At 54.2% G+C, this 23,983-nt stretch carries 23 protein-coding genes; 16 read left to right on the top strand and 7 right to left on the bottom strand.

The genetic code is table 11. The features are described 5' to 3' along the window. Positions 1-204: 204 nt before the first annotated feature. The 5 genes from CIK94_RS00970 (at position 205) to glmM (ending at position 4,847) form a co-directional block, all read left to right on the top strand. The gene (locus CIK94_RS00970) at positions 205-654 is read left to right on the top strand and encodes a helix-turn-helix domain-containing protein (RefSeq protein WP_094420764.1); all 450 of its coding nucleotides are present in this window, start codon (positions 205-207) and stop codon (positions 652-654) included. Between the two features lie 118 nt (positions 655-772). Further along, complete coding sequence (locus CIK94_RS00965; RefSeq protein WP_022310778.1) at positions 773-1,549, top strand: dihydroorotate dehydrogenase electron transfer subunit; 777 nt, start codon at positions 773-775, stop codon at positions 1,547-1,549. Then, positions 1,537-2,448 carry a dihydroorotate dehydrogenase gene (locus CIK94_RS00960; protein WP_022310777.1) on the top strand — a complete coding sequence of 304 codons (912 nt, stop codon included), beginning with the start codon at positions 1,537-1,539 and terminating at the stop codon, positions 2,446-2,448. The genes CIK94_RS00965 and CIK94_RS00960 overlap by 13 nt, the downstream gene beginning before the upstream one ends. A gap of 361 nt (positions 2,449-2,809) precedes the next feature. Beyond that, complete coding sequence (locus CIK94_RS00955) at positions 2,810-3,448, top strand: DUF4827 domain-containing protein (RefSeq protein ID WP_022310776.1); 639 nt, start codon at positions 2,810-2,812, stop codon at positions 3,446-3,448. A 13-nt stretch (positions 3,449-3,461) separates the two neighbouring features. Then, on the top strand, positions 3,462-4,847 hold the full coding sequence (gene glmM / locus CIK94_RS00950; RefSeq protein ID WP_094420762.1) for a phosphoglucosamine mutase: 1,386 nt from the start codon (positions 3,462-3,464) through the stop codon (positions 4,845-4,847). Between the two features lie 219 nt (positions 4,848-5,066). On the opposite strand, the gene CIK94_RS00945 is transcribed toward glmM, so the two are convergent. Then, positions 5,067-6,521: an aminoacyl-histidine dipeptidase gene (locus tag CIK94_RS00945; protein WP_094420759.1), complete on the bottom strand. Its 1,455-nt coding sequence runs from the start codon at positions 6,519-6,521 to the stop codon at positions 5,067-5,069. An 89-nt stretch (positions 6,522-6,610) separates the two neighbouring features. On the opposite strand from CIK94_RS00945, the gene CIK94_RS00940 reads away from it, so the two are divergent. The 4 genes from CIK94_RS00940 to CIK94_RS00925 all read left to right on the top strand — a co-directional run bounded on the left by CIK94_RS00940 (position 6,611) and on the right by CIK94_RS00925 (position 8,970). Next, a complete protein-coding gene (locus tag CIK94_RS00940) occupies positions 6,611-6,805 on the top strand; it encodes a hypothetical protein (RefSeq protein ID WP_022310773.1) in 195 nt (64 codons plus the stop codon). 47 nt (positions 6,806-6,852) lie between these two features. Then, positions 6,853-7,464 (top strand): OmpH family outer membrane protein, encoded by a 612-nt coding sequence (locus CIK94_RS00935; protein ID WP_094385957.1) that lies wholly within the window; start codon positions 6,853-6,855, stop codon positions 7,462-7,464. Between the two features lie 137 nt (positions 7,465-7,601). After that, a complete protein-coding gene (gene nth, locus CIK94_RS00930) occupies positions 7,602-8,249 on the top strand; it encodes an endonuclease III (RefSeq protein ID WP_094420757.1) in 648 nt (215 codons plus the stop codon). A gap of 10 nt (positions 8,250-8,259) precedes the next feature. Further along, on the top strand, positions 8,260-8,970 hold the full coding sequence (locus CIK94_RS00925) for a DUF2461 domain-containing protein (protein ID WP_022310770.1): 711 nt from the start codon (positions 8,260-8,262) through the stop codon (positions 8,968-8,970). A gap of 77 nt (positions 8,971-9,047) precedes the next feature. On the opposite strand, the gene CIK94_RS00920 is transcribed toward CIK94_RS00925, so the two are convergent. Together CIK94_RS00920 and coaW are read right to left on the bottom strand one after the other, a co-directional pair. Next, positions 9,048-9,959, bottom strand: coding sequence for an endonuclease/exonuclease/phosphatase family protein (locus CIK94_RS00920; protein ID WP_094388527.1), 912 nt, complete (start codon positions 9,957-9,959; stop codon positions 9,048-9,050). 22 nt (positions 9,960-9,981) lie between these two features. Next, positions 9,982-10,821, bottom strand: a complete 840-nt coding sequence (coaW, locus tag CIK94_RS00915) for a type II pantothenate kinase (protein WP_094385965.1) — start codon at positions 10,819-10,821, stop codon at positions 9,982-9,984. A 253-nt stretch (positions 10,822-11,074) separates the two neighbouring features. On the opposite strand from coaW, the gene CIK94_RS00910 reads away from it, so the two are divergent. From CIK94_RS00910 to CIK94_RS00900, 3 genes are all read left to right on the top strand, one after another. Beyond that, positions 11,075-13,339, top strand: coding sequence for an inorganic phosphate transporter (locus CIK94_RS00910; protein ID WP_094420754.1), 2,265 nt, complete (start codon positions 11,075-11,077; stop codon positions 13,337-13,339). A gap of 134 nt (positions 13,340-13,473) precedes the next feature. Continuing rightward, positions 13,474-14,169: a DUF4230 domain-containing protein gene (locus CIK94_RS00905; RefSeq protein WP_254046114.1), complete on the top strand. Its 696-nt coding sequence runs from the start codon at positions 13,474-13,476 to the stop codon at positions 14,167-14,169. Then, on the top strand, positions 14,150-14,785 hold the full coding sequence (locus CIK94_RS00900) for a DUF4230 domain-containing protein (protein WP_254046113.1): 636 nt from the start codon (positions 14,150-14,152) through the stop codon (positions 14,783-14,785). The genes CIK94_RS00905 and CIK94_RS00900 overlap by 20 nt, the downstream gene beginning before the upstream one ends. A gap of 43 nt (positions 14,786-14,828) precedes the next feature. On the opposite strand, the gene CIK94_RS00895 is transcribed toward CIK94_RS00900, so the two are convergent. Then, on the bottom strand, positions 14,829-15,464 hold the full coding sequence (locus CIK94_RS00895; RefSeq protein WP_094420752.1) for a response regulator transcription factor: 636 nt from the start codon (positions 15,462-15,464) through the stop codon (positions 14,829-14,831). A 14-nt stretch (positions 15,465-15,478) separates the two neighbouring features. Continuing rightward, the gene (locus tag CIK94_RS00890; RefSeq protein WP_173845645.1) at positions 15,479-18,037 is read right to left on the bottom strand and encodes a DUF5686 and carboxypeptidase-like regulatory domain-containing protein; all 2,559 of its coding nucleotides are present in this window, start codon (positions 18,035-18,037) and stop codon (positions 15,479-15,481) included. A gap of 130 nt (positions 18,038-18,167) precedes the next feature. Between CIK94_RS00890 and CIK94_RS00885 the strand changes: the two genes are divergently transcribed. From CIK94_RS00885 to CIK94_RS00870, 4 genes are read left to right on the top strand one after another with little or no spacing between them, the layout of a single operon-like run. After that, positions 18,168-18,638 carry a phosphatidylglycerophosphatase A gene (locus CIK94_RS00885; RefSeq protein ID WP_173845647.1) on the top strand — a complete coding sequence of 157 codons (471 nt, stop codon included), beginning with the start codon at positions 18,168-18,170 and terminating at the stop codon, positions 18,636-18,638. After that, positions 18,635-19,048 (top strand): GtrA family protein, encoded by a 414-nt coding sequence (locus CIK94_RS00880; RefSeq protein WP_254046112.1) that lies wholly within the window; start codon positions 18,635-18,637, stop codon positions 19,046-19,048. Before CIK94_RS00885 ends, CIK94_RS00880 begins: the two co-directional genes overlap by 4 nt. Positions 19,049-19,052: 4 nt before the next feature. Continuing rightward, on the top strand, positions 19,053-19,709 hold the full coding sequence (locus CIK94_RS00875) for a CDP-alcohol phosphatidyltransferase family protein (RefSeq protein ID WP_094420745.1): 657 nt from the start codon (positions 19,053-19,055) through the stop codon (positions 19,707-19,709). 7 nt (positions 19,710-19,716) lie between these two features. Continuing rightward, positions 19,717-20,553 carry a phosphatase PAP2 family protein gene (locus CIK94_RS00870; RefSeq protein ID WP_094420743.1) on the top strand — a complete coding sequence of 279 codons (837 nt, stop codon included), beginning with the start codon at positions 19,717-19,719 and terminating at the stop codon, positions 20,551-20,553. Between the two features lie 71 nt (positions 20,554-20,624). On the opposite strand, the gene CIK94_RS00865 is transcribed toward CIK94_RS00870, so the two are convergent. Both CIK94_RS00865 and CIK94_RS14695 read right to left on the bottom strand, forming a co-directional pair. Beyond that, positions 20,625-21,380 carry a head GIN domain-containing protein gene (locus CIK94_RS00865; protein WP_158216488.1) on the bottom strand — a complete coding sequence of 252 codons (756 nt, stop codon included), beginning with the start codon at positions 21,378-21,380 and terminating at the stop codon, positions 20,625-20,627. 77 nt (positions 21,381-21,457) lie between these two features. Next, a complete protein-coding gene (locus CIK94_RS14695; protein ID WP_254046111.1) occupies positions 21,458-23,494 on the bottom strand; it encodes a GH25 family lysozyme in 2,037 nt (678 codons plus the stop codon). Positions 23,495-23,983 lie beyond the last annotated feature (489 nt).

Raw genomic sequence — 23,983 nt, 5'->3', positions numbered from 1 at the left:
AAACATGGGATCTAATATAGATTTATGAATATTAATTCCGATATCAACAAAGGTAAATCAGATTTCAATAATCTTAATTTCTGATTTAATAATCACAATCATAAAATATCCTTTACTTTTGTTGTTTGTTCTAAAAAAATGCTTTAACTTTGTAAAACGTATAAAAATGGCCATTTTTGGCCCTCTTAAACCCATTAACAGAAAATGAAGGACAGAATTAAGCAGATTATGGAAGCCCAGAGGTTGACCCAACAGGAGTTTGCCAACACCCTCGAGTTGTCTCCCGCCACCCTCAGCAGCATCTTCAATGGTCGTACCAACCCTACCCTTAACATTGTCGACGCGATAAAGAAAAAGTTTCCTGCCATCTCTACCGACTGGTTGATGTTTGGCAACGGTTCGATGTATGGAGACCATTCCGGCGACATTGCCCAGGGCCATGACTCCGCTCCCGATGGCGGTGAACAGGTTATCGATTTCGGCGATGCCCCTCAGACGGCTCCCACCCCATCGGCTGTCAATCGTGCCCAACAGCAGGGTCAACAGCCCACTGCTGTAGTGATGAAAAATATTTACAAAGCTCAACGCAATATCACCGAAATTCGTATCTTCTACGATGACCAGACCTGGGAAACTTTTGTACCCAAAAAGTGATTATTCGCAAAATAATAAGTAATTTTGCAGCATATAATTATATGTACGCGCGTGAGACGCCTGACGGCGTCTTCACGTGTCATCATCAAATTGCAGTGTTACTTATAAAACTCTATTTATGAAGAAGGCTTGCTTGGACTTGACCGTAAGTTCCATCGACCACCTCAACGAGAAGTACGTACTCATCAAGTTGACTTCTCAGGACGCCATGCCGCCTATGGCGCCTGGTCAGTTTGTTGAGGTGAAGGTAGAAAAGTCTCCCAATACTTTTCTGCGTCGTCCTATATCCATTCACAATTTTGATGCCGAGACCAACGAACTTTGGCTCCTTGTCGCCCGTATTGGCGACGGTACCCGCCAGATGGGCGAGCTCCATGTCGGCGATACCCTCAACTGTGTCCTTCCTTTGGGCAATGGCTTCACCATGCCCGACACTGCCGACAAGCGTCTGCTTCTGGTTGGCGGCGGCGTGGGTGTGGCCCCTCTGCTCTATTTCGGAGCCGAGATAAAGAAGATGGGCGGCCGTCCCTCGTTCCTTCTTGGCGCTCGCACCAAGACCGACCTGCTCCAGTTGGAGCTTTTCGAGGCGCTGGGCGATGTCTATGTCACCACCGAAGACGGCAGCTATGGTGAGCGCGGATTTGTCACCAATCACTCGGTGCTGCAGACCACGCATTTCGACCAGATATCCTGCTGTGGTCCCAAGCCGATGATGAAGGCTGTAGCCGCCTATGCCACCAAGCACGACGTAAGCTGCGAGGTGTCGTTGGAGAATATGATGGCCTGTGGTCTGGGTGCTTGTCTGTGCTGTGTAGAGAAGACTATTGAGGGCAATTTGTGTGTATGTAAAGATGGTCCGGTGTTAAATATTAAGAAACTGTTATGGCAAGTCTAAATGTAAAGATAAATAACCTGGAACTCTCCAACCCGGTAATGACCGCATCGGGCACTTTCGGGTATGGATTGGAGTTTGCCGACCTCGTGCCTCTGCATGAGATTGGCGGCATTATCGTCAAAGGAACCACCCTGCGTCCACGCGAGGGCAACGACTATCCCCGTATGGCCGAAGTCGCTTCGGGTATGCTCAACTGTGTGGGTCTGCAGAACAAGGGTGTCGATTATTTTTGCTCCCACATCTATCCGCAGATTAAGGATATCGACACGCGGATGATTGTCAACGTCAGCGGCAGTACGCCAGAAGACTATGCCGAGTGTGCCGCCCGCATCGACGCCCTCGACAAGATACCTGCCATCGAGCTCAATATCTCTTGCCCCAATGTCAAGGACGGTGGAATGGCCTTCGGCGTGACTTGCGCCGGCGCCACGAGTGTGGTCAAGGCCGTGCGTGAGCGTTATCACAAGACGCTCATCGTAAAGCTATCGCCCAATGTGACCGATATTGCCGAGATAGCCCGTGCCTGTGAGGCTGAAGGCGCCGACAGCGTGTCGCTCATCAATACTCTCATGGGTATGGCCATCGACACCGAGCGCCGTTGCCCCAAGCTGAGTATCGGTACCGGCGGACTGAGCGGTCCTGCCGTCAAGCCTGTTGCCCTGCGCATGGTGTGGCAGGTGGCACGTGCCGTCAAGATACCTGTCATCGGACTTGGCGGTATCTCTTCGGCCCAGGATGCCATCGAGTTCCTTATGGCTGGAGCCACAGCCATAGAGATAGGCACAGCCAACTTCATAGACCCCGCCATCGCCTACAAGGTAAAGACCGGTATCAACGATTGGCTCGACAGCCATGGCTGTGCTTCGGTACAGGAGATTATCGGCGCCGTCAATGCTTAGACAGTGACTGCAGGCCGACTGGCTCTGCATAGTGGATAATGAATGATAGCAACCGTCAGCGGGCGACTCGCACGAGCGCTCTCTGGCGGTTTGCTTTTGATTATGGCCACCGCCACAACTCCGAAGGGCATCGCTCTGACTCCTCGGCTGACCATGCTCGGTGCCCTCGATATGATAAAAAAAATGAAAATCGTTGCCTCTGAATGAAAATTATGAAGAAATAGGGCGTTTTTCTTTTATTTTTGCTTAACTTTGCGCAGCTTTGAGCTTGTGTTATATGGCTTTGGGCTATGCCTCGTCATTGTGGCGGCGGTATATATTATAAATGTATAATCAATAATAGCAAATAGATTACAATCTGATGAAGCGTATTCAGTATATCATTTTATTGTTTTTGGGACTGAGTTTCTTATGGTCATGCAACGATACCGAGACCTATGCCGAGCGCAAGGCCAAGGAGCGCGCAGCCATAGGCAAGTATATTGCCGACTCGGCAGTAAACGTTATCAGCGAGGCCAAGTTCAAGGCCAATGGCTACAAGACCGACGTGTCTAAAAATGAATTTGTACTTTTCGAGAGCAATGGTGTCTATATGCAGATTGTGCGCCAAGGATGTGGCGAGAAGCTCAAGGATGGCGAGACCGCCTATGTGCTCTGCCGTTTCACCGAGCGCAACCTGCTCACCGACTCCATACAGCTTACCAACAATATCCTCTATTACTCTGACTATTACGACAAGATGTCAGTAACCAACACATCGGGCACCTTCACCGCATCGTTCGATACCAAGAAGTGTCTCATGTATCAGGTCTATGGCACCACCTCTGTACCTGGTGGATGGCTTGTGCCCTTTACCTACATCAATCTTGGGCGTCCGGAGAACGAGAACGAAGAGATAGCCAAGGTACGACTTATCGTACCGGCTGCCCAGGGACAGAGCTATGCGATGCAGACCGTCTATCCCTGTCTGTATGATATAACTTATAAACGCGGAAGATAACTTTTAAGTAATTATGACACTCATCAAATCCATTTCAGGTATTCGTGGCACCATAGGCGGTCACACCGGCGACACTCTCAACCCGCTGGACATCGTGAAGTTTACCACAGCCTATGCCACATTCATTGGCAAGACCAAGAAGACCAACAAGATAGTAGTAGGCCGTGACGCCCGCATCTCGGGCTCGATGGTCAATCGCGTCGTTTGCGGTACCCTCATGGGTATGGGCTTCGATGTCATTGATATCGGTCTGGCCACCACACCCACTACCGAACTGGCAGTGCGCATGAGCGGCGCCGATGGTGGTATCATCATCACCGCCAGCCACAACCCACGCCAGTGGAACGCCCTGAAGCTCCTCAATGCCGAGGGCGAATTCCTTACCGCTGCCGACGGTGCCGAGGTGCTCGCCATAGCCGAGGCCGAGGCTTTCGACTATGCCGACGTAGACCATCTGGGCCATTACACCAGCGACGACAGTTTCGACCAGCGCCATATCGACAGTGTGCTGGCTCTCGAGCTCGTTGACCGCGAGGCTATCCGCAATGCCCACTTCCGTGTGGCTGTCGACGCTGTCAACTCTGTGGGTGGCGTCATCCTGCCCCGTCTGCTCGACGCTCTGGGCGTAGAGTATACCATGCTCAATGGCGAGCCCACCGGAGATTTCGCCCACAACCCCGAGCCTCTGGAGAAAAACCTCGGCGGCATCATGAGCGAGGTTGCCAAGGGCGGTTACGACCTGGGTATCGTGGTCGATCCCGATGTAGACCGTCTGGCCTTCATTCAGGAAGACGGCAAGATGTATGGCGAGGAATACACCCTCGTGACCGTGGCCGACTATATCCTGGACCATGTCAAGGGTGCCACGGTGAGCAATCTGAGTTCTACCCGTGCCCTGCGCGACGTCACCGAGCGCCATGGATGCAAGTATTATGCTTCGGCAGTAGGCGAGGTCAACGTCACCACCAAGATGAAAGAAGTGGGTGCCGTCATTGGCGGCGAGGGCAATGGCGGAGTCATCTATCCCGAGAGCCACTACGGTCGCGACGCCCTCGTGGGCATCGCCCTGTTCCTCTCGTCGCTGGCCCAGAAGAAACTTACCGTCAGCCAGCTGCGTGCCACCTTCCCCACCTATTATATCGCCAAGAACCGCATCGACCTTACCCCCGAGACCGATGTCGACGCTATCCTGGTCAAGGTCAAGGAACTCTATGGCAAGGAGGCCGATGTGACCGTAACCGACATCGACGGCGTGAAGCTCGACTTCCCCGACCGTTGGGTACACCTCCGCAAGAGCAACACCGAGCCTATCATCCGCGTCTATAGCGAGGCTTCCACTATGGAGGCTGCCGACGCGCTGGGCAAGCGCCTGATGGATGTAGTCTATTCGATGCAATAAGCCGGATGGACTAAAGCGGAAACAGCAAGACTGTTTAACTTTACTATATAAGCCCACACCTTCAGCATGAACGGTGTGGGCTTTTCTGTAACCAATAAAAAAGACAGCAGACTTCACTTCTCAGAGGTCTGCTGTCATCGTCAGGCCGGTTGTCAGAATTGCTGTTGTGGTGGCATGGATGCCGGCAATTCCTCCCGTACCTATATTATAATATATGCTTTACTCGGGAATATTCTTGAGTATCTCGAGCAGGTGGTCCCATACCATCTGTACAGTGGGGATGAGCAGACGCTCATCGGGAGTGTGTACATAGCGCAGTGTGGGACCGAAACTTACCATGTCGAGGTTGGGGTAGCGCTCTGAGAAGAGGCCGCACTCCAGACCGGCGTGTATTCCCAGCACCTTGGGCTCCTTGCCGAAGAGCTTGCGATAGGTCTCTGCGGTGATGTCTACCAGCTTGCTGTGTGGGTTCATCTTCCATGCAGGGTAGCCGTCGGTGGTTATCACCTTGGCACCAGCCAGACGGTAAGCGGCAGCCACGGTGTTGCACATGTTGTCGAGGTTGCTCATCACGCAAGAGCGCTGCGATGACAGTACCTCCACCTCGTTGTCGGTGGTCTTCACGGCGGCTACGTTGCTCGATGTCTCTACCAGCCAGTCGAGAGCCTCGTCCTGGCACATGGCGAAGACGCCGTTGTCTACAGCCTGCAGCGCGAAGATGATGTTGTCGCCTACAGCCTTGGTGATGACAGCTGCAGCGTCGGTGCTGGTGAGGGCAAACTCCATGGCGGTGTCTGTAACGTGGAACTCATCCTCTACCTTGGCTACGAATATGTTGAAGTCGGCCTTGACCATCTCTTTATCGGCAGCGGGAACGGCGAATACCACCTTGCCGTCGCGTGGGATGGCGTTGTGCAGCTTTCCGCTGTTGAAAGAAACCAGACGCACGTCGGTCTTCTGCATCTCGGCATAGATGAAGCGGGTGAGCAGCTTGATGGCATTGGCGCGCTTCTTGTTGATGTCGTCGCCCGAGTGTCCGCCTACCAGACCCTTCACGGCAGCTTCCATGAAGAAGTAACCGGCAGGTGCCTCTTCGCGCTTTACGCTGAACGTGGCGATGGTGCTACGGCCGCCGGCACAGCTTACGAAGAACTGGCCCTCGTCCTCAGAGTCGAGGTTGATGAGGTAGTCGCCGTTCATGAAGCCCGACTTCATACCTATGGCACCTGTGAGCTGGGTTTCCTCGTCGCGAGTGAACACACACTCGATGGGGCCATGCTCGATGTCGTCGCTGTCGAGCACTGCCAGCTCGATGGCACAACCTATACCGTCGTCGGCACCCAGTGTGGTGCCTTTGGCGCGCAGCCATTCTCCGTCTACATAAGTCTGGATGGCATCCTTGTCAAAGTCGAACTCGACATCCACCAGCTTGTCGCAAACCATGTCCATGTGGCTCTGCAGGATTACCGTCTTGCGGTTCTCGTGTCCGGGGGTGGCGGGCTTGCGTATCAGTACGTTGCCTGTCTCGTCGACTACAGTCTCGAGACCATGGTTCTTACCAAACTCCTTGAGATACTCAATCATCTTCTCCTCGCGCTTGGAGGGGCGTGGAATCTGATTGATTTTAGCAAACTGCTCAAACACGCGAGCAGGTTTTAATTCTACGTTACTCATTTTTATGATTATTTATTTTGTCCTTTAATCTAAAAACGCTACCTTTGTCAGCAGAAAGGTGTCATTGTGATACTGCAAAATTAATTAAAATGATAGAAACTCTACTATTAAGCGTGTTAATAATTGCTATTGCACTGGCATTATTGTGTGTGAAGTTGCTTTTTCGCAAGCACGGAGAGTTTTCTTCCCAGCATATCCATGACAGCAAGGCGATGAAAGACCGCGGTATACACTGCGTGATGGACCAGGACCGTGAAGCCCGCCAGAAGGGTGGGGCATACTGATGCGAAGGCCGTCGCCGCTAACGATGACAATAAATACTATAACTGATATGAAAAAAAATCTGATGAAAACCATGGTGGCAGTCGCAGCACTGTCGCTCGCTATGACCTCATGCAACAAGAGTACCGCTAACGACGAAGCCCAGGCTCAGCCCGTAGCTCCCGGTAGCCTGAAGATTGCCTATGTTGAGGTAGACTCGATTATGTCGCAGTATAAGTTCTGCAAAGACTATTCGCTCATTCTTCAGAAGAAGGGCCAGAACATCCAGAATACCCTTGCTGCCAAGCAGCAGCAGTTGCAGGCAGCTGCTGCCAACTTCCAGCAGAAGGTTCAGCAGAATGCCTATACCCGTGAGCAGGCCGAGGGCATCCAGGCTGGTCTGCAGAAGCAGAGCGCTGACCTCGATGCGCTCAATCGTCGTCTTTCCAACGAGTTCCAGGCAGAGACCGAGAAGTACAACGCCGCTCTGCGCGACTCTATCCAGCACTTCCTCGCTGCCTACAACAAGGACAAGAAGTATAGCCTTATCCTGAGCAAGGCCGGCGACAATCTGCTCTACGCCGACAAGGCTTACGACGTTACCGCCGAGGTGGTTGCCGGTCTCAACAAGGCCTACAAGCCCACAGCCGCTACCAAGAAGGCCACCGAAGAGAAGAAATAATTAGATACTTACCTTAGTGGGCGCACCGCAAGGCACGTTCCACAATCCACGATGGAGTATGTAGAAACCGCCGCTCACGAGCGAAAGAGTTTTTCATACTCCGTTTGTTTTGCCCTTTATCCTACACAGATTTTATTATGACCCGTCAACAGCGTTACCAGCGTGTGCTCGATTATTATCGTGAAGCCATGCCCAAGGTTACCACCGAGCTCCAGTTTGGTTCGGCTTTCCAGTTGCTGGTAGCCACGCTCCTCAGTGCCCAGTGTACTGACAAGCGCATCAACCAGGTTACCCCAGCCCTTTTCTCCCGTTATCCCACCGCGCAGGCCATGGCCCAGGCCGAGGTCGACGATGTGCTGCAGCTCATCAGTTCGGTGAGCTATCCCAATGCCAAGGCCAACCATCTGGTAGCCATGTCGCGCCAGCTGGTCAGCGACTTCCATGGCGATGTTCCCTCCGACCGCTCCCAGCTCATGACGTTGCCGGGCGTAGGGCGCAAGACCGCCAATGTCATCCAGGCCGTGTGGTTCGGCAAGCCCACCATGGCTGTCGATACCCATGTCTATCGTGTCAGCCACCGTCTGGGCCTCGTTCCCCAGACTGCAAATACGCCTCTGAAGGTCGAGCAACAGCTCATGCGCTATATCCCCGTCCAGGACATCCCCGATGCCCACCACTGGCTCCTGCTCCATGGGCGCTATATCTGTCGGAGCAATCGTCCGCTCTGTGGCGAATGTCCCTTCGATTCATTCTGTCCAAAAAGATTTGACGATTCAAAATTATAAAATAAGGATTATGAATACTAAACTCATACTTGGATTTCTCGATACCGTGGCTCGCAATAACAATAGACCTTGGTTCCTCGAACATAAGAAAGAATACAATATATGTAAAGCCGATTTTGAGGCCGATATCACGCGTGCCATTGCCGAGATAGCTACCATCGACGCCGAGGTGGCACATCTCACGGCCAAAGACTGTATCTACCGCTTCAACCGCGATACCCGTTTCAGTCCCGACAAGTCGCCCTACAAGCGCCACTTCGGTGCCTTGATTTGTGCCAAGGGCCGCAAGTCGCTCCGTGGCGGTTACTATATCCATCTGCAGCCGGGCCACAGTTTCATAGCCATCGGCTCCTACTGGCTGCCCACTCCTATCCTTACCGCATGCCGCAACGAGATTATGGGCAACATCGATCTCTGGCGCAAGGCTGTCGAGGCGGGTCCCTTCGTGCGTTATTTCGGTTATCCCGGCGAGGGCGTGATGAACGACGACGAGATGAGCGACCGCGGTTTTGGCATTGCCATGCTCAAGACGGCGCCCAAGGGTTTCCCGCGCGACTATCCCTACATCGACTATCTGCGCATGAAGGACTACTGCTGCTGGAAGCGTGTGCCCGACAGTCTCTTCGACGCTCCCGACTGGCCCCACCAGCTGCTCAAGTATTTCGAGGCTGCCAAACCCATGATGGACATGATGAACAGCGTCATCGACGATTACGAATAGCCCTCTGTTGCGACGAGACATAAAAAAGGCTCTACCCATCAGCATGGGTAGAGCCTTTTCTATAAATGGCGTGTATGTTAGAAGCGCATCTTTACTACCACGGGATAGTGGTCAGAAGGATTGCGGCGTACACCCTCTTTGAGTTTTACATCCATAGGAGCGTTGGGTGATGGTTTGGCTTCATACATCTCCACATTGTCCCAGTAACCGTCGGTGCGGATGGCGTAGCGGTCCACCTTGAAGCTCTTGCTTACAAAGATGTGGTCGATACGGCTGTTGCTGCAGTTGAGCGGGTTGAAGTCGTTGAATGTGCCGTTGGTGGCAAAGCGATACTTGCTCACCTCGTAGCAGTCGTTGAGGAATCCGGAGTTGATGAATACCTGGAAGGGCTCGCTGCGCTGGTCGACGTTGAAGTCGCCGGTAAGGATAACGGGGTCGTTCTTCTTCATCAGCTCGCGCATCTTGCTCACGATGAGCTTGGCGCCCTCTCGGCGTGCTGTCACACCGATGTGGTCCATGTGGGTGTTGAAGAAATAGAAGGTATGCTTGGTCTTGAGGTCCTTGAAGTGGCCCCATGAGCACACGCGCTTGCAGGCGGCGTCCCATCCCAGCTCTGCCTTGGTGGGGTCTTCGGCCAGCCAGAACGTGCCGCTGTCCAGCAGCTTGTAGCGGTCCTTCTTGTAGAATACGGGCGAATACTCGCCGCCCTCCTTGCCGTCCTCGCGGCCTACGCCTACGTAGGCATACTCGGGCATGAGGCGCAGCATATCGTCTATCTGCTCTTTCTTAACTTCCTGGCAACCGAATACGCCTGGGTCTTCAAACTGTATCTGCTGACACATATACACTGAGCGCTTCTCCCAGCCGTTGCCGTTCTTGGCATCACCGCGGTTGGCGTTGCGGATGTTGTAGCTGCACACTACCAGGTCTTGTGCCGAGGCCATGAGGGCCATCATGAGGCACATGACAATCAAAAAGTTTTTCTTCATTGTTATTATATGGTTTATAAGTTTACTCCTTGCCTTTCTTTCCCTTCACGTAGACCAGCGCAGCACCGATGGCTGTGCAGAACTCGCTGTACTCGGGGATGATGAACCGCACGCCAAACAGCTTCTCCATTGAGGGGAACACCGTCTTGCACTGAGGCAGCAGCGTGAGGTTGCCTATGAGCACATACTCCTTGATGCCGCTGCCAAGCGACGAGAGTATGGTGGTCGAACCGATGGTCTGCAGTACGGTGGTGATGATGCCCAGCGCGATGTCTTCCCGCGTGGCGTTGCTCTTGGCATTGCCGAAGAGGCTTGCGGTCGCGTCTTTGGGCAGTCCGGGCAGTGGGTTGGGGCTGATGTCGCCTATCTGCACATCTATATTCTTCAGGTCGCCCTCGTTTGCCAGCTTGTTGATGGTGTGTATGTCGTCGGTCTGGAGCATGATGCGCGAGAGTCCCATCAGGGTGCCTCCGCCCACACCGATACCTCCGATATGGCGGATGTCGTCGCCGATACACTGCACGAGCGACGTACCTGTGCCCATCGATACCACTATCATCCGGTCGATGTCGGTCTCGTAGCTGGCGCCCAGTCCGTCGGAGATAAACTCGTCGGCCTTGGCTGTGGGCAGACCATAGATGGGCGAGTCGATGTAAGCTGCGCCTACGCCTGTAATCATGACCTGTTCCACGTCGCTCAGACTGATTTTGTTGTCATAGAGATACTTGCCGAAGGCGCCGTAGAGCGAAGCCACCGGGTCGGTGGCCTTGATGCGCTTGGGCGCTACCACTTGGCCTTCGTCGTTAATTCCCACTATCTTGGTGGTGCTTATGCCCACATCTATACCTATTACAATAGCCATTGTCCGGGTTGTGATTATTATGGTGCAAAAGTAGCCAAAAAAGCTGGATTATGAGCCCTTTGCGCCAAAAATGTATGCCAATAACCCAAAAAACATATTTATATATAGCATGGGCCCCACGCAATCGGCATGATTAGCCTTCGCAGACAGCCTGGCCGCGGTCTCTTTACATTTCACTCCATTGTCATAGTGCCTTAACACGATTGTAATAACTGTTGCCTACCTTTGCGGCAGTAAAACAAAAACAAAAAATATGAGTGCAATTTATTTTCTCATTGTAGTGTTTCTGCTCTGCTTGGCGCTGTTTGACCTCTATGTCGGCGTAAGCAATGATGCAGTCAACTTTCTGCAGTCTGCGGTAGGTGCGCGCGTCGCCGCCTTTCGCACCATTCTCTTTGTGGCATCTGCAGGTGTCATATTAGGCGCCGTGATGTCGTCGGGCATGATGGATGTGGCACGCCATGGCATCATGATGCCCAACCAATATGCCATGAGCGAGGTGATGGTGGTCTTTCTGGCGGTGATGGTGACCGATGTGATAGTGCTCGACGTGTTCAACTCGCTCGGCATGCCCACCTCTACCACCGTGTCGCTGGTATTCGAGCTCTTGGGAGCCGCTGCCATCCTCGCCGCTGTCAAGATGATGGGCGACGGCAGTCTGCAAATCAATGATCTGCTCAATACAGACAAGGCGCTGAGCGTTATCCTTGCCATCTTCGTGTCGGTGGCTGTAGCCTTCGTCTTCGGTGTGGCTGTGCAGTGGATAGCTCGCCTGGTGTTCACCTTCCGTCAGACCGGTGGCGGCCTGGTGGCTGTGGCGCTCTTTGGCGGCATCGCCTTCACCGCTCTGGCTTACTTCATCTTCCTCAAGGGAATGGGCGGTTCGCCCTATATCTCTGAGAGCGTGAGAACCTGGATTGGCATGCACATCCCCATGCTGCTGCTCACCATCGGCGGAGTCTCCACGGTGCTGATGGGCGTGCTCCATCTGCTGCGTGTCAATGTCTTCCGCATCGTGGTGCTCATGGGTACCTTTGCCCTGGCTATGGCATTTGCCGGCAACGACCTGGTCAACTTCATCGGTGTGCCTCTGGCAGGACTCGACAGTTATCTCGACTATTATAACAATGGTCTCTCTACTGGTGTTGCCCCCACCCAGTACATGATGACCTCGCTCATGCAGCCTGCCAAGACTCCCGTGGTCTTTCTGCTCATAGCCGGTCTGGTGATGATTACGGCTATGGCTACCTCGAAGAAGGCCAAGCGCGTGATACAGACCTCGGTAGACCTGGCCCGTCAGGACGAGGGCGACGAGATGTTTGGCTCGTCACGTGCCGCCCGCGCCATCGTGCGCACCGTGCAGAGTGTGAGCGACAGCGTGGGTGCTGTGGTCCAGCATATCCCGGTTGTCAATAAAATCAACCAGTGGATAAACCGCCGTTTTGCCCCCGTATCGGTCAAGTCCAACGATGCAGCTGCCTTTGATGTGGTGCGTGCAGCCGTCAATCTGGTGCTGGCGTCAATGCTTATCACCATCGGTACCAACTACGCCCTCCCGCTCAGTACCACCTATGTCACCTTCATGGTGGCTATGGGTTCATCGCTTGCCGACCGGGCCTGGAGTCGCGAGAGTGCCGTGTTCCGCATCACCGGCGTGCTGTCGGTCATCGGTGGATGGTTTATCACAGCCGGTGCCGCCTTCATCGCAGCCGCCGTGGTTTGTGCCGCAATGTACTATGGAGGCTTGGCTGTGCAGATAGGCTTCATTGCCCTGGTGGTCTATATCCTCTTCTTCTCTGGCAAAAGCAAGAAACGTGGCGAGTGCGACGCCGACGGCAAAGACCTCTTCCGTCTGATGATGCGTGCCCAGGAGCCCGAGATAGTTTGGGATTTGCTCAAGAAGTATGTGCGCCACACCCAGAGTGCCATTACCGCCAGACTGCTCGATGACTATGAGATGCTCATTGATGGATTTGAGAGCAACCGTCCTTCGCCCCTGCGCAAGGTGATGCGCCATCTGCGTCGCGCCAAGCAGGAACTGCGCAACGTGCGCAAGCAGCAGCTCGTGGCGCTGCAACGGGTGCCCATCGAGATGGCCATGGAGCGCAACACCTGGTTCCACGTCGGTGTCAATGCCAGCCAGCAGCTCATCTATTGCATGCAGCGTATGCTCGAGCCAATCAAGGAGCACGTGGATAACAACTTCACCCCTGTTCCTATGTATGTCTGCACCGAGTATCAGATGATTAAGATTAGAATCGTCGAACTGATGCGCGACACCGAGACCCAGATTTCCACAGGCCGTTTCGACCGCTATCGTGATACCCTTGCCGCTGCCGACCAGCTCAAGGACGAACTCTCGCAGTATCGTCATCGCCAGATAGACCGTCTGCAGGGTATCGAGGACAACGGCCAGCTGCAGGTAGGTATGCTCTATCTCAATCTGCTGCAAGAGAGTCAGCAGCTGTTGAGCAACCTGCGTCACCAGTTGCGTGCAGCCAAGAAGTTTATGGAGTAGCCACATACGCTATAATAATAGATATGGAGAGCGTGTTGCCCACTGACGGTGGGAGCACGCTCTCCATTTTTTTGTCGGTTTTCTTGGTCGTCCCCCGTGAATGCACTACCTTTGCATCGATATAGATAGTTAAGATGATGACAGTCATAAGATATATTCTCGCCCTGTGTGTCGCGACTGCCCTTGTGGGCTGCGATAACAGAGCTACACAGCCGGTGGCCGAAGCTGCTGAGCCCATCGACTCCATCCCCATGATGGTGATGCAGATACAGCAGTGTTCGCGTCTATATACCACTGAGTATAAGGTGCGCAAGATAATAACCCAAGACGACGAACAGGCGGTGAGTGGCAAGTTGCTTGGCCGTCCCTTCAGCGTGACTCTGCCCACTGGCAAGCGCTCGGTGGCTATTCCCATCGATGCCACCATCAAGGGCTATATAGACTTTTCCGACTTCTCGGCCTCCAATATCACCCGCAGTGGTGATAGGATTGAGATAGTCTTGCCCGACCCGCAGGTGGTGATGACCTCGACCCGCATAGACCACGACAATGCCAAGGAGCGCGTGCCCCTCTTGCGCACCCATTACACCGACGCCGAGCTCAGCGCCATTGAGCGTCGCGGCCGCCAGTCCATTATCAGCAGCATACCCCAAATGGGCATCATCGAGTCTGCCCGCGCCAATGCTGCCGCCCTGCTCATACCGATGATAGAGCAGATGGGCTTCCAGCGCGACCATATCACCATTACGTTCAGACAAGACTTCGGTCCTGCCGACCTTATCAAACGTCTTACCCGTCAAACCTCCGAACATGGCAAAGCAAGACAATAAGAAGAAATCATTGGCGCGCCGCATCCTCGGCGCCATTCCCGTCAATGCGTGGATAGCCTTCTTTGTGGTGGGGGGCATCGCCCTGATGCTGCTTTGGATGGTCTATGGCCCAGGCGAAAGCAATGTGGTCACCACAGAGCGCGTGGAGCGGGTGACGCTCACGCCTACGCAGATAAAGTCTATTGAGAGCATCGGCGAATGGGAGTTCCTCGCCGTCAGCGATGAAGAGATTGTCGATACGGTCTCACATGGATTCTTTGGCGATTCCGAACTGATACGCATCTATTATGGTACCCTCCGTATGGGTATCGATTTGCGTCAGGCCCGTAAGGGATGGATTAGGCTTGAGGGCGATACAGTCTGTGCCGACCTGCCTCCCGTCCGCCTGTTGGGCAATGAGTTTATCGATGAGGCACGCACCCAGACCTTCTATGAGACTGGCACCTGGACAGCTGCCGACCGCAAGCGCCTCTACCTCAAAGCCAGTCGTATCATGCGTCAGCGCGTTGTCAACAGGGATAACCTGAACAAAGCCAGCCAACAAGCCGAAGCCCAGATGGACAAACTGCTTCATGCTATGGGTTTCGAGCATGTCCGCATCACTGTCGGCAAATGACAAAAGCAAAAGGACAAGCCCCGAGAGCTTGTCCTTTTGTGTTTTATATATAGTATTCAGCGCTGTCCACCAGTCCGGCTCTCAGCGCATAGCGTGTGGCTTCGTGGACATTGTTGACGCCTATTTTGCGGAAGATGTTCTTGCGGTGGGTGTTGACGGTGTGGAAGCTGGAGTAGCGCTTCTCGGCTATTTCGCGTGTGGTGAGCCCCAAGGCGATGTCGCGCAGTATCTCTGTCTCTGTGGGCGTGAGCCTGTTTTCCTCCTGTGTGGTCTGCGTCGGTGTGAGCAGCATCTCTGCCATTCTCCTGCATATATACCTCCTGCCTTTTGCCACCTCTGCCAGTCCTTCTCGTATTTCTTTCAGGGGCGACTCCTTGAGCAGCACGCTGAAGCGGTTGTTTCCGGCGGCAGTCATGCGGACAAAGTCTACGCTCAGGTCTTCGCTGAACAGTACCCACGACGCCTGCGGGAAGCGCTGGTTGAGAATATGCAGTTCGGCAGCGTCGCCGATGTCAAACAGGGTGTAGTCGAGTATCACGATGGCGTCACCGTCGGCACGCAGAGCCTCTATCAGTTCGGTTTTGTCATCGGTATAGCGGTATTCATATCCCGCTTCATGACAGAGGAACATGAGCCCTGCCCTTGTGATGCCCTGTCTGTCTGCTATCAATATCTGCATGATGGTCTTTGTGTTTAGAACGACATGGAGAAACTGAATCTTATACCATTCTTCTTGATGTCGGGATTGTTGTTGTAATTGATTCTTCTTACGTAGTCGACACCGAAGAACTTGAAGATATTGTGTACGCCAGCCACCACTTCCATATAGGGCGTGTGGCTGTCCATGACGTGGCTTTCAGCAGGAAATCTGAACAGCAGAGGGTCGGCCGAGTTAACCATAGGGTTGTTTTTGTCAGTGAGTTTGCCAAACATGCCCTTGAAGCTGATGTACTCGCGCCACTTGAGATGGCGGATGAGCGGAATACGGTTGAGCACCTTGCCGTTGAGGTCCCAACTGATAGACCAGTAGGCGTAGCGGTCATTGAGAAACTCCATATTGCGCATCATCGAGAACGTGTTCTCATGCTCAAAGTACGATACATTGACCGGTGGCATAATCAGCAGTGGGAATGGCACCTTGCTCCATTGTGCCCCCACGTTGAGGCGGTTGTCTATATATCCCCAACTGCCCATCCAGAACCGTTTGTAGATACTGGCTTCGGTAAGGTTGAGCTTGTATTGGCCACCCAGCATGTGTTTGAAACCTGCGGTATGACTGATGCCGAATTCGGGAGCGTCGAAGTTGACCGGCAGACGCTGTTGCTTGGTGTTGATGTATGTCTGGCCGGGGCAGTATTTCAGTCCGGCTTTCACCTCAGTGGTGCGGATTTGCGATACATTGCTACCGTCGACATTATTGATAAAGCTAAGATTGCCCGTAGGGCTGTTGCTCTCCGCCTTTATCTGCGCGCTCATCTTCAGACCCCAGTCGGTCTCGTAGTCGAAAGCCAGACGTTGACGGTTGTAGAAGTACATCTGCTCCACTTTCTGTACACGGAACGCCATGAACATGTTGTCCTTGTTGTGCAGGAGGTATTTGTCGGCGGGAGACATCACGTCGTGCGTAGTTTCAAAGATGATGTTACGCTGGGGAAATTCAAACGGAACATTCTTCTTGCTGTTGAGCGAGTAGGTAAGTTCCGAAGAATAGTAATGCCTGTTCGAGCGCGAGCCATAGGCGTAGTATCCTTTCCAGAACAGGTGCGGATTGAGCTTGGCTGTCGTGCGGCCGCTGACACGGAAACGAAGGCCGTCGACGAAGTTGCTCGACACAATAGTATTGACTGGGCCGAAATCAAACTTGCTGTTCTTCTTGCTGTCGGTCTCGATGTAGTTCTCCATGAAGGCTTTCAAGGTAAACAATACCCACTTATAGTTGCGCGATTGCTCCATACGGTGGATAAATGCATCCATCGACGACTCACATTTGGTCAGTTCTACAGCACGGTACTGGTTCCAGAAAGCGTCGTCCCTAATCATGGCGTCGGCTTCATGCCGCGTGTTGGCACGGCCCTTGAATATCTTGTTGGGCAGTTCATCGAAAGCATAGTCACTCAGCCTCGTCGTGCGTATGCATACCACCTTGGCTGCCTTGGCTATGATGCTCAGCTCTGCCACCATGTCATCGGTCGTCAGCGCCCAGTCTCCATTGGGCAGACGGGTATATTCCTGTATTATCTTGATGTCGTCGATGAAGTTGACGTCACTCTTCTTGGGGATAGTCATGTTACACTTCTTGACATGCAGTGTCGAGTCGGCGAGGATATACAGGTCGCCCCTGAAGCCGAAGTCCTGCTGGTTGTTGGGGATGAATTGCAGGTGATAGCACAGGTCGCGGTCCACATACACTGTGTCCTCTATATAATAGCGGTAGAAGGAGATGGCTGTCTCACCGATAGGCGAGGTGAAGGGGTGTTGCAGCAGACGGATGTGGTTGTCATAGAGGTCTATGTCGGTAAACACGTCTTTGAGCATAGTATTAAGTATTTCGCCCGTCTGCAATACGTTGTTGATGCCATCACTACGTTGGCCCTTGATGATGGTCTTTGCCGACTTGGGGTCTTTGCGATACACATGCTGCGTCACCGTCTCGTCGACCGAGATGGGCAGGATGCGCTTGTGGTTATAGGGACTGGTCTCCACAAAGTCCACCAGCCACGGCGAGCGTTTGAAGAGCCCCTGCTCCAGGTCGCTGTCGCTGATGTCGTTGAGACCGAAGGTTATCTTCTGGTATTTGTTGAACTGGTAGTAGGGGTGGTTATCGAGATGGGTGCGCTTCTTGGCTGCGATGACACGACGCATGAGCTCCACGGCAGGGTTGTCCTTGCGGCGGTATTTGCCTCTGCGTGCCTTGACCACTATCTCGTCTATCTTGCGCGACTCCGATTTCAGCTTGATGGTCAACTCCTTGGTGGCGGCGTTGACGGTGATGGAGACAGGAGTGTAGCCTACCGAACTGAATGTCAGTGTCCAGCCCTCGTGGCGTTCGATGCTGAACTTGCCATCGGCGTCGCTCGACACCGCCTTGTGCTGTCCCTTGTATGAGGCACTGGCGTAGGGTATCGGGCCGCCATCGTCGGCGTCCACTATCCGCCCCGTGAGCATCGCCTGTGCCATCATTGTGAGTTTTAGCATCACCAGCAATAGCACGAGGGTAGTCCTGCGAATTAAGAGTATGTTGTTGTCATCCATTTCTTTTACGTTGTTCGAAATACAAAGGTAAGCATATTGTTGGGATGCGAGAAAACTTTTTTGTCTTTTTATGTTTTTTTCGTTAAATAGCTTTTACATTATTTTTATAATCAGTACTTTTGCACTCATGATTAGACATATACCCTTTGTTCCTACCTTGATAGCCACGGGCTTTGGCTGTGGCTTCTGGCCGTGGGGCCCTGGCACCATGGGAGCCCTCGTTGCCACCTTGCTGTGGATGGGGGCATCGTTCTGGCTCGACGCTGTCTCTCTGGCGTGGGTCACACTTGCTGCCGCTGTGGCCTTCACCGGCTTGGGCACATGGGCTACCCACAAGTTGCAGCCGTTCTGGGGCGACGACCCCTCCCGTGTGGTTGTCGACGAGATGGTTGGAGTCTGGATTCCGCTCATCGTGTGCCCCGCGGGCCACTGGCTCTTTGCGGCGCTGGCGTTTGTCCTTTTCCGGTTTTTTGATATCGTCAAACCATTGGGCATCCGTGCCCTTGACCGTTGCCGTGGCGCTTTCTGGGTTATGGCCGACGATATTCTGGCTGGCATCTATTCTCTTCTCATCCTGTTACTGGTGATATGGATGATATGAAGACACAGCTCGTGACTTTCTGCAAGGCAGAGGCTTCGGCGGTAGTGGCTTCGGCTGCCGACTTCGCCGTCACGCTGATACTTGCTGAACTTCTGGGGCTATGGTATGTCTGCGCCACCTTCATCGGAGCCGTCACGGGAGGTGTGGTCAACTGCATGGTCAACTACCGATGGGTCTTCTCCGCACAGCGTCTGGGCAAGATGAGGCTTGCTCTGCGCTATATAGTGGTATGGGCGGGCAGCATAGGGCTCAATACGGGGCTTACCTATCTCGTCACCGAGCTCGCCGGTTGCAATTTCATCGTGTCCAAGGTGGTTGTGGCCTGCTTGGTGGCAGTCTTGTGGAACTATCAGATGCAGCGTTGCTATGTCTTCGCGTGTCGTCATTACAATATGGATAATAATCAATAGAAATATGAATTACAGAGATTTTCTTCAACGCGTAATCTACGTCATCATCAATCCCATTATCCAGGCTATGGTCAAGGTGGGCATTACCCCCAATATGGTGACTACCATAGGATTTGTAGGCAATCTTGCTGCCACCTCCCTCTTTGTCGTTGCAGCCCTCATGGTCCGCAGCGGCGATATGGCCCAGGCCATGGAGATGGTAGGATGGGGTGGTGCCACCATACTCTTTGCCGGACTCTTCGACATGATGGACGGGCGGTTGGCCCGCGTCAGCGGCAAGTCTTCGGTCTTCGGCGCCCTGTGGGACTCTACCCTCGACCGCTATAGCGAGATGGTTTCGCTCTTCGGCGTCTCGGTCGTATTCCTTTACTGCGACTGGTTCTGGATGGGCATCGCCACCTATGCAGCCATCCTGGGTTCGGTGATGGTCAGTTATGTGCGAGCCCGAGCCGAAGGACTGGGCATCGAGTGCAAGGTAGGACTCCTCCAGCGTCCCGAGCGCGTGGTCATCACCGCCCTGGCGGCTATCGCGAGCGGAGCGACCGGCAATCTGTGGTGGCTGGCTGGCGGTATGCTGGTCATCGCCGTCCTTGCCAATCTTACTGCCTGCTGGCGCATAGCCCATTGCCACAAAGTGTTGAACGCCGGCAAGAAGCAGTAGTCCCCCTATGTTCAGCATCTATATTCTTGTGGTCTATGTGGCGCTCGTTGCCCTCAGACCCACCCGCCGTGTGGCGCTGGCGCTGATGCCTTGGGTCATCTTCGCCTGCTCCTACGATGCCATGCGCCTCTATCCCAACTATATGGTCAACGACATCGACGTGCGCCAGCTCTATGATACCGAGCTCAGATGGTTTGGCATAGCCCTGTCCACTGGCGAGACGGTTATCCCTGGCGCCTGGTTTGCCCAGCACCATCATGCCGTGGCCGATGTCATGGCCGGGCTCTTCTATCTGTGCTGGGTGCCAGTGCCCTTGGCCTTTGCGCTGTGTCTCTATTTCCGTGGCAGATATTCGGTCTATCTCCGCTTCTCCATTGCCTTCCTTGTGGTCAATCTGATAGGCTTTTGCGTCTATTACATCCATCCCGCCGCCCCGCCATGGTATGCTCTTGACTATGGATTTACCCCCGTTCTGCATACGCCGGGCAATATGGCGGGTCTCGCGCGTTTTGATGCCCTCACCGGGCTGCCCGTCTTCCATGCCCTGTATGGCCAGAATGCCAATGTCTTTGCCGCGGTGCCTTCGCTGCATGCCGCCTACATGCTGGTAGCCACTGTCTATGCCGTCCTGGGTCGCAGCCGCCGTTGGCTTGTCGCGCTCTTCGCCTTTATCTGCATCGGCATCTGGTTTACGGCTGTCTACACCTGCCACCATTACATCATCGATGTCTTGCTGGGCATCGTCACGGCGCTTGTGGGTGTGGCGCTTACCGAGTGGGTACTTGCCCATACAGCCCGAGGGCGCCGCTGGACCGACCGCTACATGTCGTGGATAAGGCGCTGACCCGCTACAAACCAAAAGACCATCTTCTCCGCAGTGGTGAAGATGGTCTTTTGGGTTATGATGATACATTCTTATCGCGTTTCCATCAGTTGTGAGGCATCGATGCTGCCCGAGCCGTTGGCTCTCCTGTTGAGGTGGCGTGCCGAACCTTTCAGCGTGATGTCGCCCGAACCGTATGTATAGGCGTTGATTACTCCGCAGCGTTGCGCCTTGACCTCGATGCTGCCCGAACCATAGAGCATGATGTTGGTATTCTTGACCCTGTCCTGCTTGATTTCGATGTCGCCCGAGCCGCGCAGCCAGATGTTCGATGTGGCACAGCGCAGATAGTCGACTTCCACATCGCCCGAACCGCGCAGATTGACGGTAAAGTTGTCGCATATTACGTATTTCATGTCGGCATCGCCTGAGCCTACGATTTCTACCGTCAGGTTGTCGCTGTCTATCTTGCCCTTGGACTCGAAGTCGCCGCTGCCCCTAAGCGTTACGCCTACCAGGTCGGGCGAGGTCACATATACCTTGACATCATCTCCTGAGTCGAAGCTGAACATACGCGATCCGCTGTTGTAGCCTACTCTGAGTATGTTGCCCCTCACGTAGGTCGTGACGCGGTCTACCTCTTTGGCTTTTCCCACGACCTTGACGCTCGGTCTGTTGCCCTGGGTGTATACGATGTCTATACTTCCTACAGATTCTATTCTTGTGAAGTTAGGTACTCTACGCTGCGATACGGTGTTGCCTTCAGTAGCGTCAACGTGCTTTCCTGCTGCCTGCATGGTGGTGCAAGTCATCAGCGCCACCAGTGCCATAATGATTATTCGTTTCATATTTGTCATTGTTTTATTGGTTTCTGATTATTGGACGAACCATCGGCAGGAAAAGTTGCACCGATGCCGATTTTTTTTCAGCGTATGCAGTTTTGCTCCAGAAAGAGTCTGAACTCGTCTTTATAGCCGTTGAACACATTGATGTCTACCTCGCCCCTGATACCATTGACGCGGCCGTCGGCACACAGCTGCCAGTAGGCCAGGCGCACATCGGGCTTGTATTCGCCATAGCGTGCTATCCACACCGGATGGTTGCTGCGCACGTCGGGGGCGTAGGGCAGATAGGTGTTGACAAACATCTGGCTGATGTAGAGCACTGGTGCCACGCCCGAGCGCTGTCTTACCACCCTGAGCCATGCTCTCACCTCGCGCCAGAGGGCTTCAGGGCCGCCCATGCGTTTGATTTGTGCCGTCGAGGGTTCTATGTCGAGCACCGGAGGCAGGTCGCCCTTTGACAGACGGGCGTGGCGCAGAAAGTGGCGTGCCTGTGCTGCTCCCGGAGTGGTGGTCGAGAAGAAGTGGTAACTGCCCACGTGTATATTGTGGCTTCGTGCCTGGCGATAGTCGGCTGCGTAGTAGCGGTTGCGTATGGAGATGCCCTCAGTGGCTTTGATGTACATGAAGGAGATGGGGTAGTCCACATGCCCGTTGATGCGCTTGCGGCTCGACGTGCCGAGATGGCTGATGCGCAGCCGCTGCCAGTCGATGCCGAATTTCTTCTTGCCTTTCTCGTGTTGAAATCGCGAGATGTCTATGCCATAGATGCGGTCAGAGGTATAGGTGAGGCGCTCGCCGCGATAGTTTCCGGATTCCCATTCACCTGCTTGCAGTGCCGTGTTGAGCCCCGTCTGATAGCCGAAACCTTCTCTGTGTCCGGCTTTCCAGCTGCCGCAGTATGTGCGACAGCCGTCATAGCAGAGAGTGCCGTGACCGTGGGGGCGCCCACGGCGGTCCATGTCGCCTCTGTACCAGTCGGTGCGGTGGCGGCTGATGCCGTAGCAGAGGGTGTCGGCATTGAAGCGTCCCCATAGCTCCACACTGTCGGGGCAGAAGATGAGGCCCTCGCCCTGGCGGCGACCCTTGACCCTATATCCGGCAGTGACCGAGCCATTGTCCTGGCGGCTGAGCCAGTAGCCGGTATAGCCGGCAGGTAGGGGACCGATGGGGGTGATACCCAGTCTGCGGCTGATGTTGAGCCTGTTGTCGCGTATGACGTGGCGGGCGTAAAGGTCGCGATAGGTGGTGACCAGTGCCTCTTCGTCCAGCATCCTCGGCCATGCCACCATGCTCACGGCCCTTGCGCTGTCGGGGGTTATGCTGTCTGTACGTTGCAGCAGCAGATAGCCTTGCCTGCTGCGCTCTGCCACAGCGTGCAGCGGGTAGCGCTGCCGTTGTTTTCCCTCTTGTACAATGGCTTCGTATCGGGCTTGGGTGGTAAACTTGGCACCTGAGAGGTTGGCGAGTGCTTTGCGGAGGATGGATATGCGCTGAGTGATGATGGCCGTCTGGCGCTTAGTGTCGCGCTGCAGCGACAGCAGCCTTTGCAGTTGTCGGTCCTGGCGGCGGTAATAGCGTGTAATGTCGTGATAGCCTTCGTCCTGCACGCCGTGTACCCGCAGATAGTATTTCAGATTGGCTGTCTCGCGGCGCTGCTCGTCGATGTTTCTCTTCAGGGTATAGCCGCTCTCTTCGTCGCCCCGATAGTAGTGGAGCATATCTTCGTAGAGCGCCAGCTCGCGGCGCAGGTGAAGGGCTGTGGCTGTGCTGTCGCCGCCATAGATGGGGCGGGCAATGGGAGTGGCAAGACTGCCGTGACAGGAGGGGAGCAGCGCCCAACGGTTTACCCACACCGCCGGGGTGTAGATGGTATCGGTATAGGCAGGAGTCCATGTGTCGAAGTTGCGGTAGGGTCGCGTGGTGTCGCGGTCGTCGATGTTGCTGATGAGTGGCATAGACAGCGTGCCTACAGACAGCTGTGCGCAGCGTTGCTGCTCTATCATCGCCATGCAGCGGTGCTGGTCTTCGGGGGCGGGCAGGCTCAGCCACCATGCCGCTGCCGCTGCAAGTGCTGCCGCCGTCACGATGCCACCTATATATCTTATGGTTTTCTTCATCTCTATGTGCTATTGTCAATTGAAAGGCGAAATTATAAATAATTTATGAGAACGGACAACAAAACGCCAAAATCTTTGTGCCCGATGTCGTGGCTGCCGCATTGGGCTGCACGTTGGAGCTGTACAGCGCATGGTCTTCCGCAGTCAGCGTTTGGTCTTCCGCAGTCAGCGCTTGGTCTTTAGCAGTCAGCCAGACTCGCCGTCAGTCTCTCCCCGTCGCCCTGGCACACGGCATAAAGTGTACACTGTGCCGGCAATTCTCTGCGGCGACCGCGTTGGCGATGGTTTCAAACCCTGAAATGCTGAAATCGTGCTTTGCCATACTCGTTTCGCGCCCCGCATTTGCCATTTCGCGCCCTGCAACGCAGATAAACCGCATCAAGGCGGTTTTCCCTTCGGTCGCCAATGGGCGGTCTGCAACCGACAGCCCCCACAACGCCATGACTGGCACTGTGGGGGCTGGTATCTTGAGGGTGGATAATGCTCCGG

The sequence above is a fragment of the Prevotella sp. P4-51 genome (assembly GCF_002251455.1).
GTDB lineage: Bacteria > Bacteroidota > Bacteroidia > Bacteroidales > Bacteroidaceae > Prevotella.
Note: the sequence above shows the minus strand (reverse complement) of the source record. Positions and strands in the feature narration are given on the sequence as shown.